Here is a 15334-nt window from a genome sequence, read left to right as displayed (position 1 = left end):
GTTCTCTTAAGCGACTCTTAAGTGTTGTTGCATAGCATGGCGTTGTTATTTTAAACGAGCCTAAATATGAACGTAACAAGCCAAACACCAGCACAAAAAAAGCCAAATCGTAGTAAGCGGTTTTACATTCACTGTAGTGCAAATGCCTTTGTAGTGATGATTGCCTGTTATTACTGTTTAGTTATAAACATTCCTTTTATTCAAGGTTCGTTTAGCGCCATTACCTCTCTTGCATCTTTTTCATGGCTATTTTTACTTTCAGTGCCACTACTTTTGTTATGCCTTTTAATTATTTTCTTTTCAATAGTGTCGGTTAGGTGGTTACTAAAACCAATTAACTACCTTTTACTGATAATTTCGAGTGCCGTGCTTTACGGCTCATTAAATTACGGCGTCGTGTTTGACTATTCAATGATTCAAAACACGTTCGAAACGGATTCAAGCGAAGCACTGAGCTATTTAAATCCGCAACTCATAGGCTTTTTACTGCTGTTTTGTGCGCTACCTGTTTTTATATTAAGCAAAGTGAAAATACACTTTACCCGCCCTCACCAAGAAGCGATTAGTCGTATAAAACTTATTGTAGCGTGCTGCTCATTAATTGCTTTAGTGGTCGTAAACTTTTACGCCGACTACGCAGCGACAGGCCGCAATAACCGCATTTTGAAAAAAGAACTCATCCCATTTCAGTATCTCTCTAGCGGTTATAAATATATGCGCGATCAGCTGCTGTATACCAATATGGAATTTAAAAATATAGATGCAACACCCACTCTTATTGCGCCTAACACCACCAGCGTAACCGTTATGGTTGTTGGCGAAACAGCACGAGCAGAAAACTTTGCTTATCAAAGTTATAAGCGCAACACCAACCCTTATACACAAAAGCATAATGTGACGTATTTTAATAATGTGGCGTCTTGCGGTACGGCCACCGCAGTGTCTGTGCCGTGTATGTTTTCACTGCAAACACAAAATAACTTTGATCGATTAGCAGCCGACAACCAACAAAACCTGATTGATTTAGCACAACAAGCTGGCAGCGACGTACTGTGGGTTGATAACAACAGCGGCTGTAAAAACGTATGCCCCCGTGTTGTTAATATTGATATACCAACCACCCCATCAGCGCTTTGCGATGGAAAATATTGCTTTGATGAAGCACTTCTTACTCCACTTAAACGCAAACTCGCTAATTTAAGCCAAGCTAATACCGTTATCGTCCTACACATGATGGGCTCACACGGACCAACTTACTTTAAACGCTACCCAGATAAATTTAAGCAATTTACACCCACGTGCGATAGAAGCGACATTCAAAATTGCTCACTCGATGAATTAGTTAATACCTACGATAACACAATTGCGTACAGCGACTTTGTTAATGCCCAAGTAATTGAGCAATTAAAAGCACTGCCAAGCAATATAGATAAGCAATTTTTATATGTCTCTGATCATGGTGAATCGCTTGGCGAAGCCGGTGCTTATTTACATGGTTTTCCGTATAGCTTTGCGCCTAGCACACAAACGCATGTTCCTCTTTATATGTGGGCTGATGAGCATAATCAGCGCATTACCAATACCTGCTTAGCTAATTTAGACACCCACGCCGCACGCTCACACAACAATATTTTTCACACCCTTTTAAATTTAATTGGCATTAAAAGCAAAACGTATCAGGCATCGCTCGATTTACTTGCTAGCTGCCAAACAACACCAAGCGAAGTAAAACTATGAGTAATAAAACCATTATAAAACGCCAAGGCTTAATGCGCCTTATTTTTACCTTAAGCCATTCTTTTAACGGCTTAAAATGGATGAGTCGATTTGAAGCGGCGTTTCAACAAGAGCTAGCACTGTTTTCGTTACTCGGTGTGTTTGTGTGGCTACAAGAAATTGCACTAAAGGATAAATTACTGCTTATAGCCAGCCTCCTTTTTGTATTGTTTGCTGAGCTGGTAAATACGGCAGTTGAGGTTGTAGTTGATAGAATTGGCAGTGAATACCATGAGCTTTCGGGGCTCGCTAAAGATATTGCCTCTGCAAGCGTGTTTATAGCTATGCTAATTGCCGCTCTTATTTGGTGGGCTGTGTTATGGGCATAAAGCTAACTTTTATACCTAAAATACAAAATGCACTTGGCCCTGTATGGATTTTTGTTGTATTTACTGTTTTGGCACTTAGCTTTTTAACACTTGCTCGCTTTGGATTAAGTGTATGGCAAGGGGAGCGTGTATTTGGATCGCATGCGTGGTTATCTATATTTATAGGTGGGTTAAGAGTAGATATAGCCACTCTAAGCTACATTATTATGCCCGCATTACTACTTACCTTACTGATGCAAAGCGTAGGTTGGCAAAATAAAGTACGCGGCCTAATTAAAATTTACTTAGTGTGGATGTCTGCTTTACTCGTTTTTTTTGAAGTGATTACACCTACGTTTATAAACGAGTACGACTTGCGCCCTAACCGCTTATTTATAGAATATTTAATTTACCCTAAAGAAGTCTCAAAAATGATTTTTTCAGGCTATAAGTTAGAAGTATTTATTGCTGTTATAGCACTTATTTTAAGCTGTAAATTTGCAAGTAAAGTATTTAGCAATCAATGGCAAAGCAAGTCATCACTAACAGGCTTAAATCAATCAATTTTAGCGCTTGTTTTAGTATGCTTAACTATTTTGGGCGCCCGCAACTCATTAGGGCACAGACCACTTAACCCCGCCATGGTCTCGTTTTCTACCGATCACTTACTTAACGACTTAACCCTTAACTCACTTTATAGCGTCGCGTTTGCAGTTAAGCAACTTTCTAATGAGCAATCAAGTCAAGACTATTACGGTAAAATGCCCACCGATGAATTGCTTAGTATTGTGCGTAGTAACATGCAAAATGCGCAAGCCGCATTTAGCGATGTAACCGCCCCTACAAAAACGTTTCATGGCGCAAGTAATACAGGTAAACCCAAAAATTTAGTCATTATTTTACAAGAAAGTTTAGGTGCTCGTTATGTAGGCACGCTTGGCGGTTTACCGCTTACACCTAATATAGACGCCCTTTATAAACAAGGCTGGGGGTTTGATAATTTATACGCCACGGGCACACGTTCAGTGCGTGGAATTGAGGCAGTAATTACAGGGTTCACACCAACGCCTTCGCGTGCAATTGTTAAGCTTGATAAATCACAACGTGACTTTTTTACCATTGCTGATTTTTTAGCGAAGAAAAATTATAGCACACAGTTTATTTATGGTGGCGAAAGCCATTTTGATAACATGCGAAGCTTCTTTTTAGGCAACGGTTTTAAAAGTATCGTAGATACAAATAACTTTAAAAAAATAGACTTTAATGGCTCGTGGGGCGCATCAGACGAAGACTTGTACGACCAAGCCGACATAGAACTTACTAAGCTTAAAAATCAAAAAAAACCCTTTTTTAGCCTTATATTTTCAAGCTCTAATCATAGCCCGTATGACTTTCCTGACGATAAAATAACGCTGTACGATAAACAAAAACAAACCCGTAATAATGCTGCCAAGTATGCCGATTACGCACTAGGCACGTTTATCGAAAAAGCTAAAAAATCGAGCTACTGGGATGATACTGTATTTATAGTTATTGCCGATCACGACTCGCGCGTATCGGGTTCAAATTTAGTACCGGTTGATCACTTTAAAATTCCGGCCGTTATTTTTGGTAAAGGTATTACCCATAAACGAGATAGCCAACTAGCCAGCCAGCTCGATATTCCTGTTACTCTACTGTCTTTAATTGGCGCAAGTGGTAAGCACCCTATGATAGGTCATGATTTATCAAAGCCAATTAGCAATAACAAACAACGCGCAATGATGCAATACGACAAAAACTTTGCCTACATGCACGATAATAAAGTGGTGGTGTTACAACCACAAAAACCAGCAACCACCTATACGTATAGCAATAACCAGCTTGTACCATGTGAAAACGATGAGCAACTAGTTAAAAAAGCCCTAGCTCACGCGAACTTAGGTAATCTAGCCTACACAAATGGTTGGTATCATTAACCAAGTGACTTGATAATAAAGCCTTGTTAAAGTAACAAGGCTATTTTTATAAACCGAGTAAACATGAAAATCCTCGTTATTGAAGACTCTGAAGCATTACGACGCAGCTTGCAAGTTGGCCTTAGCAACCTTGGTTTTACCGTAGATGAAACTGGTGATGGCTCACAAGGGTTGAGTATGGCACTGAGTGGAAACTACGACCTCCTCGTACTTGATTTAATGCTACCGAGCGTTGATGGCATGAGTATTTTACAAGCACTTCGCAGCAGTAATAACCAAAGCCGTGTGCTAATTTTATCTGCACGAAGTGAGCCTCAAGATAAAATTAACGGCCTTATGAAAGGCGCTGACGATTATTTAACTAAGCCATTTTCGTTTGAAGAACTCCATGCTCGCGTCCTTGCATTACTTCGTCGTGGTTCACTGCAAAACCAACAAAATACCCTTACCGTAGGTAATTGCGTATTAGATCTGTCACTTAAAACTCTTCACTACAAGCAACATGCCATTGAGCTCACGCGTAATGAATACAAAATAATAGAATGCTTATTTAACGCCCCAGAGCGAGTATTGGGGCTTGAGCTTATAAGTGAAGCGGTGGTAGGTCAGTTTGATATGCTCTCTAAAAATGCGCTTGAAGCACACATCTCAACCATACGTAAAAAAGTAAGACAGTTTAATGGCGAGCTCCCGATAAAAAATAAACGTGGATTTGGTTATGTCGCAACAACAAAGTAAAAATCACTCAATAAAACGTAAACTCGTTAATAATATTAGCGCTGTGATCTCAGTTATTTTGTTCACCATATTTTTAACCGTTGATTTAAGTGTTGATACTTGGGTGGAAGATCAGTTCAATCAGTCTTTAACTAATAAAGCTAACTACTTAAAAACCTTAGTTGAAGATGACAACAACGTGGTTGAATTTGATTTTGCTGGTGAGTTTATGTCGGAGTATGAAGCAGCCGATGCCACGGAGTTTTACCAGTTATGGCATGGCCGTGATGTGTTTGAGCGCTCAGACTCATTAGCGCTTTATGAAAATGCTAACCTGCCTTTTTTAGAAATGCCGATAAACGAATCTAAAATTATAGATTACGAGCTTCCTAACGGGCGTGATGGCCGCGCACTCATAAGTCACTTTGTAGCCCAAAAAGATGATAGAAATCCCACCCACTCTGCTGTTTTTAATACCATGACGCTTGCAATCGCAGCGCCGACAGCCGAACTTAATAAAGTACTGATTATTATTGATGTGGTCTTTATTTTAACCTGTGTACTTGGTGTGTTTGGGGTGCGCTATTTAGTGACACGTATTGTAAATAAAGGCCTACACCCGCTACACAACTTAAACGATCAAATTAAGTTACTCGATATTACCGGTGTTGCGCAAACAATAGAAAGCGACTTTAAAGTAGAAGAAATAGAACCCATACGTAACGAGCTAAATAAGTTTATTACCGTTAATCAGCAACTCTATAGTAATGAAAAACGCCTAACAAGCGACATTGCACACGAGCTTAAAACCCCTATAGCTGAACTCATAAGCCTTTCAGAAGTGGCTATTCGCTACCCTGACGATAAACGTATTAGCGATACCTATACCAGTGATGTACTTAATATTTCACAGCGCATGAAAACAATTGTTAGCAACCTATTACTGTTGCAGCGCTCAAGTAGCAGTACAATGCAATTGAATGCGCAAAATATCATTCTAAATAACTTAGTAAATCAAATTATTGATGAGCTGACCTTTAAACACCCAACTATTAAAACGCGTTTAAATAACGAAATAAGTGACGAGATTACACTTAATGCTGACGAATTTAGTTTAAATACCATTTTGTGTAACTTAATCGATAACGCACTATTTTATGGACTCCCTGAGGCGCCAATTAAATTAACTGCCGTAAATAACAGCACAAACATGACCATCTCTGTTAGTAACAAAGTAAATAAACCACTAAGTGGTGAACAGCTAATTGCTATTTTTGACCAGCTCTATCAGCTAGATTCATCTAGAACTAATAACCAGCGCCATGGTTTAGGATTATCTATTGTGCAGAGCTTATGTAACTTAAATAGCTTTACTATTACGGCCAGTAATACCGAAAACAATACGCTAACGTTTATATTAACGTTACCTCTGAAGTAAATTTAGGTTAGTATTTAGACTACTAACCCCCGAGATTTTAAGGACAAACCATGAATGCTCTTACCCGTGTTAGCCACTTTTTTATTATGGCGTTACTTATAACATTTAGCCTTAACAGCTATGCAGCTCCGGCCTTATATAAAATAGAGAAAAATGGCGTTAGCTCTTACTTATTTGGCACTGTACACGTTGGTGATGCCAGCATGAAAGGCTTACCTAACAATGTAACCGATGCGATTAGTGCAAGCAAAGAAGTGATTGTTGAAGTTGATATAAGCAAACTTACTCCACTTGAAATGCAGCAACGCTCAATGCCATTTATGATGCTAAGTGGCGGTAAAACATTACAAACTGAGCTTTCAAAGCAAAATTATACCAAGCTAAAAGATTACTTTGCTAAAAAGTCGATTGATATTGCTATGTTTAATGGCTTAAAGCCTTGGGCTGTTATGGTGACTATGATGCAAATTGAATTTCAAAATGCAGGTTATTCAGATAAAACCGGCATAGACAAGCAAGTGCTTAGTTATGCTAAAGAGCATAATATTAAAATTGGCGAGCTTGAAACCTTAGAACAACAACTACAAATGTTTGATGGTATGGCGCTATTAAGCAATGAAATGATTGAAGAAACCTTTGAGCAACTAGCCGATATTAATACTTACTTTATCAAGTTAGTTAATGCATGGAAAAGCGGTGACATGGACACACTAACCGATTACTACAACATGAGTTTTGATGACAGTAATTACGGTGAAATTAGCGAGCAAGTAATGCTAACTAACCGCAATAATAATTGGGTTAAACAACTCACACCGCGTTTAGCAAACGAGCAGCTATTTATTGCTGTAGGCGCTTTGCATTTACCTGAAAAACACGGGTTACTTAAACAGCTTCGAGATAAAGGCTTTAGCGTTACTCGTCTTTAAAATAAAAATGGGTTGAGTGAATTCTCGCTCAACCTTTCTGTGAGTTTTTAATGAAAGTCTTCCATTTTTAAGTAATTCTCTATTCCTTTAATTTTGTCTGCCGCATGATGATTTACATAAATCACAGTACTTGTATTGGCAGCACAAATTTTCTCTATTAGTAGCAGTACACGTTGCCTGTTTGCTTCATCTAAGCCCAAGCAAGGTTCATCTAAAATAAGTAACGTTGGATGTTTTACCATAGCCCGCACAATTAATAACATACGCTGATCGCCGTACGATAGCTGGGTGAATGAGGTATTTTGTTTATCACTTAAACCAATAAATGCCAGCCACTGCTTAGCAATATTAATTTGTGCGTCGCTCGGTTTTTGATATAAACCTATGCTGTCGTAAAATCCTGAAACAACAGTATTTAAAGCCGATATACTTACGCGGTAATCCATATGTAGCGCGTTAGATATAAAACCAATATGCTGTTTTATATCCCAAATACTCTCCCCTGTGCCACGTTTAAAACCGAACACTTCAATGTCATTGTTATAACACTGTGGGTTATCACCTGTTATTAAATTTAATAAGCATGTTTTGCCTGAACCGTTCGCTCCACTAAGCTGCCAATGCTGATGCTTTTTTATAGTCCAATTGAGATTTTTGAATATGCTTACATCACTGTAACTAACTTTAGCATTACTCAATTTAACTAAGGTATTACCGGTGAATGCCTTTTGCTCTTGCTCGGTATCAGGAGATGGCACATCCAATGAAGTATGTTCTAAATGAAGTAGTTTTAGTAAATCACTCAATTGCTCACTGTCTGGCTTTGCCAAAGTATGTAACAAGCAACCTTGGTTTACATAGCCATAGTGAGTAATGAATGAAGGGATTTCGTCTAGGCGGTTTAGCACAAAAACAAAAGTAATCGTGTGGCTAAGCTCTATAAGTATTTTATTAAGCTGCTGGCAAGATTGTACGTCGAGCCCATCAAAAGGCTCGTCAAGCACGGCTAACTCACTATGGGAGCTGAGTGCTTTTATAAGTAGGAGTTTACGAGTTTCACCCGTTGAAAGGTCTCTAAAATGCCTATTTAGTAATGAGCTAAATTTAAATAATTCTATTAGCTGCGCTAATAATTCATCATTATTACTATGCCCTGTAAAAATAAGGTCTTTAACGAGGGTGTGCTTTTCATGCTCTAATTCTTGAGCTAGTAACTGTTTATGTGAATCTGAAGACACGAGCATAAGCTTATTAATACTACTTATACGCTTACCACTTTCGCACTTAGCTTCACCAACTAACGCAGCTGTCAGTGCAGATTTACCGGCTCCATTAGCACCTAGAAGTAGCCAATGTTCTCCTAGATTAACTTGCCAATCTAGGTTGCATATGTCGTAACGACTTTTACCTTGTCCTTGTAAGTAACCATTAAATTGCTCAAGCGTAATTGACTGCACTAACTTTTCCTAATAAACCTTAAAACAGCAAGTTAACGTATATTAAAAGTGCTTAGCAAGCTTGTTACCTGCAAAATTAATTTATTTCACTAGGGCGTGTTGATCTTTGTGGATTGAAATTTGTTCAATCTAGGGGCGATTAAATCGCGGCGCGAGGTTTGTAACCTAGTGGGCTAAGTCAAAACCGAGTAACAAAGAGTTAATCGTCCCTAGAAAGAACCCGATGGGCAGCGCATGTTTGGTATTTATACTGCGTTATCGCCTATTTATGGGGAATAACCACACTACATAGGCTCTGCCTTGCCTAAAAACCAAACATACTGCTGCAAATTCAACTACCAAAGATCAACACGCCCTAGCAACGCTAATACTATTTAATGCGTCTTTAATTGCTTGCTGACTTATTGGTTTATGCATATGAAGGTTAGCCCCGTATTTATAAGCTCGCTCTATATCATTTTGTGAAGTATTTGCTGTTATAACAATAATTGGCATTATTTTATTAAGAACGGAACGTATTTTTTTAATCGCCTCAAACCCATCCATTACTGGCATATTTAAGTCCATAAAAACAATATCGTACTGATTTTCACTCACCATATCACACGCGACTTTGCCGTTTTCAGCGCAATCATAGCTTAAACCTAATAAGCTAAGTATGCGGGTTAATAACATGGTGTTTAATGGATTATCTTCAACGACTAAACACGTTAGCTTGTCGTTTACTTTAAGAGGTGTTGGGAGGGCTTTACTTATTGTTACTGGTAAACACAAAGACACCAAAGCACCATGAGTTTTATTATTTGTAAAAGTAATTTCACCATGCAGTGCTTTTACAACATATTGAACCCGGGTTAGGCCTGTTCTTAACCCTTGAAAGTGATTGGTTTGTTTAAATGAGTCAAATTCAAGACTGGTAATCTTCTTTGAAAAGCCACTGCCAGTGTCACTCACCGTTAAATGAAACTCTTCATTTAAAAGCTTAGCTGAAACAGTAATTTCACCTTTTTGTGTAAACTTAATAGCGTTACTAATTAACTCTGTAAGTGTGTGCTGCAAACGTTGATGATCCAATTTACATACACAATTTAACGATTCATCTAAACAACTAACTAGTTTTAGGCCTTTTTGCTTACACGCATGCTTGTAAGCTATTACTACTTTATTACACGACTCTAGAAGGTTTTCATCATTTAAATGCGGTACCCATTTACCTGCACTTAAAGCCTGCAAGTCTTGTAATTCATCTAATATGGCTATTAACCTAAGCGCGCAATAGTTAGCTTGGGTTTTAACGCTTTGCTGTTTACCAGAAACCTCTAGTTCTTCAATAGACGTAATTAGTCCCTGCAAAGGTGTTCTAAATTCGTGACTAGCTCTGGCAATAAAATGTTCTTTATTTTGGCTTGTTTGATGAACAAAATCTTTTTGTTTTTTTAGCTCTAAAAGCGTGTCTGAAACCTCTTTTTCCATTGGCATAAAAACAAATCTTAACTCAACAAGTAATAATGTCATTGCCAATAACCAGCATAGTATCTCTAGGTTGGCGACCCAATTTACTTTTTTAACTGCTTGAGATTCAAACAAGCTCACTGCCTTATCAAGCTTTGTTAATAACGTTTCAACATGCTTAATAGAAAATACTGAGTAGTTTATCTCTCCTTGCTGATACAAAAGCCGCTCTGTTTGTTCTATATAGTCAAATACCGCTTTATCTAGCCCAATCGTTTCACCAAAATATAAGTCTACTAACGCTGGATTTAAGTAAATGTATTCGTCATCAGAGTTTTTAGTTAATAATATTTGATGGGAATTTTTAAATGTATTTAGGGACTGCTCAAGTAACTCAGAATGAGCTGGCGAGTAATTACTGATGTTAAGCATAGCGTTACTGTGCCAAGCAATTTTTTGTGAGAGCATACGCTGGCTACCAGCGATGTTAATAATTTTTGCATCAAACTTTTGAACAGAAAAACTATGCTGCATTAATAAAGCAGAGCCACTTATTAATAGCGCTATTGCAATTAGCGCCCATCGGTAACGTGTTCTCACGCTTTTAATAATATTGAACATGTATAAACCAGTTTTTTTATATAAGTGTAGACTAATTTTTTAAAACGAAGAATCAGTCAAAATAATTAAGCGAATTATTAATACCCAATAAAAAAGCCCAGCATCAAGCTGGGCCATAGTCGTAAAATTATATTAGCGATTCTCTAATCGATTATAATCGAACATTCCATATTCTATCCCACGATACTTTTTAGCTGTATCGTGCAATATATCGCTATATTGCCAAAACTGTGGATGAGTACGTCGAATGCCGAACTTAGATTTCAGTGCACCATAATCAGCTTCTATTTGCATCATAGGCAATTGCTCGGCAAAAGCATTTACTTGCTGCTCGTTATTTAAATACCAAATAGCTGCTGGATAATCTCCGATAAACCCAGGAACAATAGTCGCGGTATCTTCATCATAAGCACGTTGGCCATCTTCGTTTAATAAACTAGATATATTGTAGTGCGCATTATGATGAATAATAGTGTAGCCCTTATGGCTATTATCTTCTTGCTTTACAAGTACAAAAGAAAGCTGAGGTAACAAGTTTACCGCTTTTGCTGGCATGTTACTTACTACATTTAACGGCTTTGGCACTTCAGTGTAGTTGTATTTTTCACTTAAAACTGGCGCTAAGGCTTCTTTCATCAAGGTATATAGCTCATGCTGTGGATCATCAGTTTTATAGCTAATACCACTTGGCTGACTAAATTCTCGGTTATTTTTAAAGAACTTAGATAAATCTGGTGGTGAATTACGATACCACTGCTTTTTGATTTGATTACGTTTAGCCTCAGGTAACAATGCTAAAAAGTTTTGCTCACCCTCTAAACGTAAAAAGTCCATATACAGGCGTGTCACTAATTGATGGCCTATATTTCCGTACACATCAAAGCCTGCTACAAGCAAATAGTGAATACGCTCAAACAAAGCATAATCTAATATCCAGGTAGTTTTAGGCTCTTGACCAATAAAACCTTTAACTACAGTTGCACTATCAAAATGGCGGAAAATAGTTAGTGCCGCATTTTTATTATGCCCATCACCTTTCCAAAGTAAGTCAGTTGTGAGGTGCTCACCACCTTTAAACATTTCGTTAGCAAGCTCAACTTTTGCCTGTAAATATTTTTTCTCACGAACTGAATATTTAACCCAGCTAGAAATAGGTAACGCGTTACTTTCCTCTGCGGCAGGAAGTTCTAGCGCTTCTTCATGTTGCATTAGCATTTCCCCTACAGCAGGGGTCGCAACCTTATCAGGATCAGCAAACGCCACCCAAAAGTGATCGTTTATAACATTCAAAGCAATCTGACCACGACAAACAGGCCCTTTTATAAAGCCCATAATAATTAACTCTGCCTCATCAAGCATGAATTGATACTTAGAATTAATTGGAATAACTTCGAAAGTTTTAAAAGGATTAGATGCTGCCTTAGCCTCATAACTAGGCATTTTCGTAACCGTATAATCTGGCGCAATAAACTGCTCATATAAACGCAGTAATTTAGCTTCATTAAGCTCAAGAGGTAAATGTGTTTTAGAAAGTATGGTTGTACGCTCTTGCATAAAACGATAATAAACACGGCTAACTTTAGGGTCATCGTATGGGCGGCGCGTGTTAATTAACTTTATTTCCTCACCAGGAGGCGTACTTGAGCGAACTAGTTTAAAAAAGCTTTGTGGGTTTTCTGAAGTAAAATAAATATGTGCTAAAAACCAATGCTCATAAATATAACGTGCTGATAACTGATACTTTAAGCTATCTTGATTTAAAAATGCTTCCCAGCCCGCTATTTTATTCTGATCATATTTACTTGGTGGTTGAATATGTGACATTTTACCGCCACCTTTAAGCCAGTTCTGTAGGTGATTAAACTCTTCACGCGAAACACCAGGTAAACCATAGGGCATGCCGCCATGAGGTTGATCACTTGCCAATCGGTCAAACTCCCCCATTGTTGCACAGGTTTGCGAACGCGCTAACGAAAAATCAAACTCATCACCTAACACTTCATTTACTGGCAATTCATGGCTTTGCTTTAGCACCAGGCTATTAAATAGCACACTGCCCGCTAAGTTAGCTTCTTCACTTTGCACGCGCTCATTTAGCACTGGCGTAAAGTTTTTCTCTCGCCATTGCTGAGTATTAGTTGCATCAAATAATAAACGGCTTGGGGTCGTTGCCAATAAACGAGTTCCATCGTAAACAAGCTCTTTACTCAAACCTCGGTCAATACCTTCAGGGGACGAGAGCTTGAGTTGGCATGGTGCGTCGTAACAACCATGGCAAACGACGCAGCGGGTATCGAGTACTGGTTTTACGTTTTGTAAAAAATCAGCACCAGCAAGGGTAGAATGTGGAACAATACGCTCTTGCGCTTGCTCTGGTCCAAATAAATCATCGTAATGTGCATTACCTAAGTAAGCACAACCACTAAGAATAATTAATACAAATATACTTATTATTATTTTTTTCATTCGTCCTCGTCACCTAAATCAAAGGTGGGCATCATATCCATTTGAGGAGAAACGAATGTATTCTGACCTTCAGTATTCAAAACAATACTTAAAAGAGGACCATGCGTTAATGTTATCTGCGCATCGTGCTCTTGATCTAATATAGCTAGGTACAAAGAATTAGTTATAAGCAACTCATAACCGCTAACAGTAATAGCGACACTGCTATCTTCACTTGGATTCTGGCAAATTTGAGCAAGTAATTCATCATCGAGTCCAATTGATATTTCAAAATCAGGCTGCTCTAAGTCTCTATTACTTAATGATTCATCTAATAGAAATAAAGGGAGGGTTAAATTGCTATCTTGTTCAAATTCCATTGCGTTCTCTGCACTTTCTGACGATTTAATTGACGAGTATTATATCAAACTAGCGAGCAAATTAACGCTAAAGCTAATGTAACTGTGTTTAAACGTCATCCATAACAGATTCGATCACCGAAAATACAGCACCTTGAGGGTCGCATATAACACTAAAACGACCAACATCGGGGATATCTGTTGCAGGAACACATACTTGTCCACCTAAGCTAGCGGCTTTACTAACAATTACATCGCAACTCTCTACTGCAAAATAAATCATCCAATGAGCAGGGGTATCAGCAGGCCATTCATTTGTCATTTCAAGCATACCGGCAATTGGTTGTCCATCGACTAAAAATAAAGTGTAGTTCATACCTTCCATTGGCTTTATTTCACTTTCCCAGCCTAGTAAAGCACAGTAAAAGTCTCTACTTACTTTACTATTTCTGGTTGCTAACTCATGCCAATAAGGCGTATTTAATTCACCTAAGTGCTTACAACCTTTATGCTCATTGCCTTGCCATAGTGCAACAGTGGCGCCTACTGGATCTTTTAGCATAAGCATGCGACCTGCATTCATAACATCATGAGGACCGGCGATAACTTCAGCACCTAGTTCTTTAGCTTTTAGCGCACAATCATCAACATTATCGACGGCAATGTAAGCCAGCCAATGACTTGGGATCCCTGAACTAATTTGCTCTTTAGGCATTTCGTACATTGCAGCGATATCCTCACCTTGCTTTTGTAGCATGGTGTAGTATATGTTCTCTTCAATAGGTTGATCGTCATGTCCCCAATCAAATAATGATGTATAAAACGCCTTACCGTCTTTCCAATCGTGCGTACAAAGTTCTGACCAACAAAAAATACCATGTGGATGATTATCAATTTCACTCATTATTAAACCCTTATTATTCTATTTTTATCTAAACGAGCTCTGTCACATTTTATAAACGAGATAATGGAACAGATCATAAATTGAGATTAGAGCAATAACTAAGCGGAGTCGATAAAAGAAGGGCAAAAATTCGTTATTCAGTTGTTTCATATTTGAGATTTTTAACGCAGTTAGGATCATATTTAATTCTCTAAATTGGCTAAATATTATTGCTGATTTATACAAATTATTCGCCAAGAAGCGCTTCGCTTAGAGGAATATTAGAGGAATACTTAAATCACTTTTCTGCAGATGTAAAAAAGCCCGATTATTTCTAGTCGGGCTCTCTACAATGTGAAGTCGGTGCGCTACGCAGTAGAATGTCGTAGTGCCCACAGCGGTAGAGAGCCACAGTGAAATGCTACTTTATTGGCCGACTGAGATATTGAGGGGTTTTGTTGTAATTTCAGCGTCGGGAGTCGCTACGCTCGCCCGGCCTACGTGATGTGTGTTGTGTAAGTGTGTGTTAATTGCGCACATTTCACTTTTCTGCAGACGTAAAAAAGCCCGACTCTTTCGAATCGGGCTCTTTACAATTTGAAGCCTGGTAATGTCCTACTTTCACATAGCAAATGCTACACTATCATCGGCGCTGTTTCGTTTCACTACTGAGTTCGGCATGGAGTCAGGTGGGTCCAAAACGCTATTGTCACCAAGCAAATTAGGTTGTCAGTTCGTATCGCTACGCACTAACTGAATTTGGAAAATATCTGATAATATTTTTTAAGTCTTTCAGTAAATATCTACTTTAGTCATATTAACTTCTGTATAAACTATCACATAAAACGCGTTTGGCGTTGTATGGTTAAGCCTCACGGGTAATTAGTACAAGTTAGCTTAATGGCTCACACCACTTCCACATCTTGCCTATCAACGTTGTAGTCTTCAACGGCCCTTCAGAGACTTTAAAAGTCTAGTGAGAACTCATCTC

Annotated in this window: 11 protein-coding genes and 2 rRNA genes; 6 read left to right on the top strand and 7 right to left on the bottom strand. The window is 38.3% G+C overall.

Annotated features, from left to right (window positions below):
* The first annotated feature begins 66 nt into the window (after positions 1-66).
* The 6 genes from EU510_RS09545 to EU510_RS09520 all read left to right on the top strand — a co-directional run bounded on the left by EU510_RS09545 (position 67) and on the right by EU510_RS09520 (position 7126).
* Entirely contained in the window at positions 67-1737 is a 1671-nt protein-coding gene (locus EU510_RS09545) for a phosphoethanolamine transferase (protein WP_149593308.1), read from the top strand.
* Complete coding sequence (locus tag EU510_RS09540) at positions 1734-2105, top strand: diacylglycerol kinase (RefSeq protein WP_149593307.1); 372 nt, start codon at positions 1734-1736, stop codon at positions 2103-2105. The genes EU510_RS09545 and EU510_RS09540 overlap by 4 nt, the downstream gene beginning before the upstream one ends.
* Positions 2096-4042, top strand: coding sequence for an LTA synthase family protein (locus tag EU510_RS09535; RefSeq protein ID WP_149593306.1), 1947 nt, complete (start codon positions 2096-2098; stop codon positions 4040-4042). Before EU510_RS09540 ends, EU510_RS09535 begins: the two co-directional genes overlap by 10 nt.
* Positions 4043-4105: 63 nt before the next feature.
* The gene (locus EU510_RS09530; protein ID WP_149593305.1) at positions 4106-4780 is read left to right on the top strand and encodes a response regulator transcription factor; all 675 of its coding nucleotides are present in this window, start codon (positions 4106-4108) and stop codon (positions 4778-4780) included.
* Positions 4761-6197 carry a sensor histidine kinase gene (locus EU510_RS09525; protein WP_149593304.1) on the top strand — a complete coding sequence of 479 codons (1437 nt, stop codon included), beginning with the start codon at positions 4761-4763 and terminating at the stop codon, positions 6195-6197. The genes EU510_RS09530 and EU510_RS09525 overlap by 20 nt, the downstream gene beginning before the upstream one ends.
* A 50-nt stretch (positions 6198-6247) precedes the next feature.
* On the top strand, positions 6248-7126 hold the full coding sequence (locus tag EU510_RS09520) for a TraB/GumN family protein (RefSeq protein WP_149593303.1): 879 nt from the start codon (positions 6248-6250) through the stop codon (positions 7124-7126).
* 47 nt (positions 7127-7173) lie between these two features.
* Here EU510_RS09520 and EU510_RS09515 read toward each other — a convergent pair whose 3' ends face one another.
* The 7 genes from EU510_RS09515 to EU510_RS09480 form a co-directional block, all read right to left on the bottom strand.
* Positions 7174-8583, bottom strand: coding sequence for an ATP-binding cassette domain-containing protein (locus EU510_RS09515; RefSeq protein WP_149593302.1), 1410 nt, complete (start codon positions 8581-8583; stop codon positions 7174-7176).
* Between the two features lie 345 nt (positions 8584-8928).
* Positions 8929-10656: a response regulator gene (locus EU510_RS09510; RefSeq protein ID WP_149593301.1), complete on the bottom strand. Its 1728-nt coding sequence runs from the start codon at positions 10654-10656 to the stop codon at positions 8929-8931.
* Positions 10657-10788: 132 nt separating this feature from the next.
* Positions 10789-13122, bottom strand: a complete 2334-nt coding sequence (locus EU510_RS09505) for a fatty acid cis/trans isomerase (protein ID WP_149593300.1) — start codon at positions 13120-13122, stop codon at positions 10789-10791.
* Entirely contained in the window at positions 13119-13481 is a 363-nt protein-coding gene (locus tag EU510_RS09500; RefSeq protein WP_149593299.1) for a hypothetical protein, read from the bottom strand. Before EU510_RS09500 ends, EU510_RS09505 begins: the two co-directional genes overlap by 4 nt.
* An 88-nt stretch (positions 13482-13569) precedes the next feature.
* Positions 13570-14364, bottom strand: coding sequence for a VOC family protein (locus EU510_RS09495; protein WP_149593298.1), 795 nt, complete (start codon positions 14362-14364; stop codon positions 13570-13572).
* A 581-nt stretch (positions 14365-14945) separates the two neighbouring features.
* Positions 14946-15060 (bottom strand): 5S ribosomal RNA (gene rrf / locus EU510_RS09485).
* 144 nt (positions 15061-15204) lie between these two features.
* Positions 15205-15334 (bottom strand): 23S ribosomal RNA (locus EU510_RS09480); the annotation flags it as partial.

The sequence above is a fragment of the Pseudoalteromonas sp. FUC4 genome (genome assembly GCF_008370255.1).
Classification (GTDB): domain Bacteria; phylum Pseudomonadota; class Gammaproteobacteria; order Enterobacterales; family Alteromonadaceae; genus Pseudoalteromonas.
The sequence above is the reverse complement of the archived record's forward strand: the minus strand, read 5'-3'. Positions and strand labels throughout refer to the sequence as shown.

What these genes read in the sequence shown, in the direction of transcription:
- EU510_RS09510 (WP_149593301.1), bottom strand. Translation starts at nt 10,656, where the DNA reads ATGTTCAATATTATTAAAAGCGTGAGAACACGTTACCGATGGGCGCTA.
- EU510_RS09545 (WP_149593308.1), top strand. Translation starts at nt 67, where the DNA reads ATGAACGTAACAAGCCAAACACCAGCACAAAAAAAGCCAAATCGTAGT.
- EU510_RS09520 (WP_149593303.1), top strand. Translation starts at nt 6,248, where the DNA reads ATGAATGCTCTTACCCGTGTTAGCCACTTTTTTATTATGGCGTTACTT.
- EU510_RS09500 (WP_149593299.1), bottom strand. Translation starts at nt 13,481, where the DNA reads ATGGAATTTGAACAAGATAGCAATTTAACCCTCCCTTTATTTCTATTA.
- EU510_RS09530 (WP_149593305.1), top strand. Translation starts at nt 4,106, where the DNA reads ATGAAAATCCTCGTTATTGAAGACTCTGAAGCATTACGACGCAGCTTG.
- EU510_RS09525 (WP_149593304.1), top strand. Translation starts at nt 4,761, where the DNA reads ATGTCGCAACAACAAAGTAAAAATCACTCAATAAAACGTAAACTCGTT.
- EU510_RS09540 (WP_149593307.1), top strand. Translation starts at nt 1,734, where the DNA reads ATGAGTAATAAAACCATTATAAAACGCCAAGGCTTAATGCGCCTTATT.
- EU510_RS09495 (WP_149593298.1), bottom strand. Translation starts at nt 14,364, where the DNA reads ATGAGTGAAATTGATAATCATCCACATGGTATTTTTTGTTGGTCAGAA.
- EU510_RS09505 (WP_149593300.1), bottom strand. Translation starts at nt 13,122, where the DNA reads ATGAAAAAAATAATAATAAGTATATTTGTATTAATTATTCTTAGTGGT.
- EU510_RS09535 (WP_149593306.1), top strand. Translation starts at nt 2,096, where the DNA reads ATGGGCATAAAGCTAACTTTTATACCTAAAATACAAAATGCACTTGGC.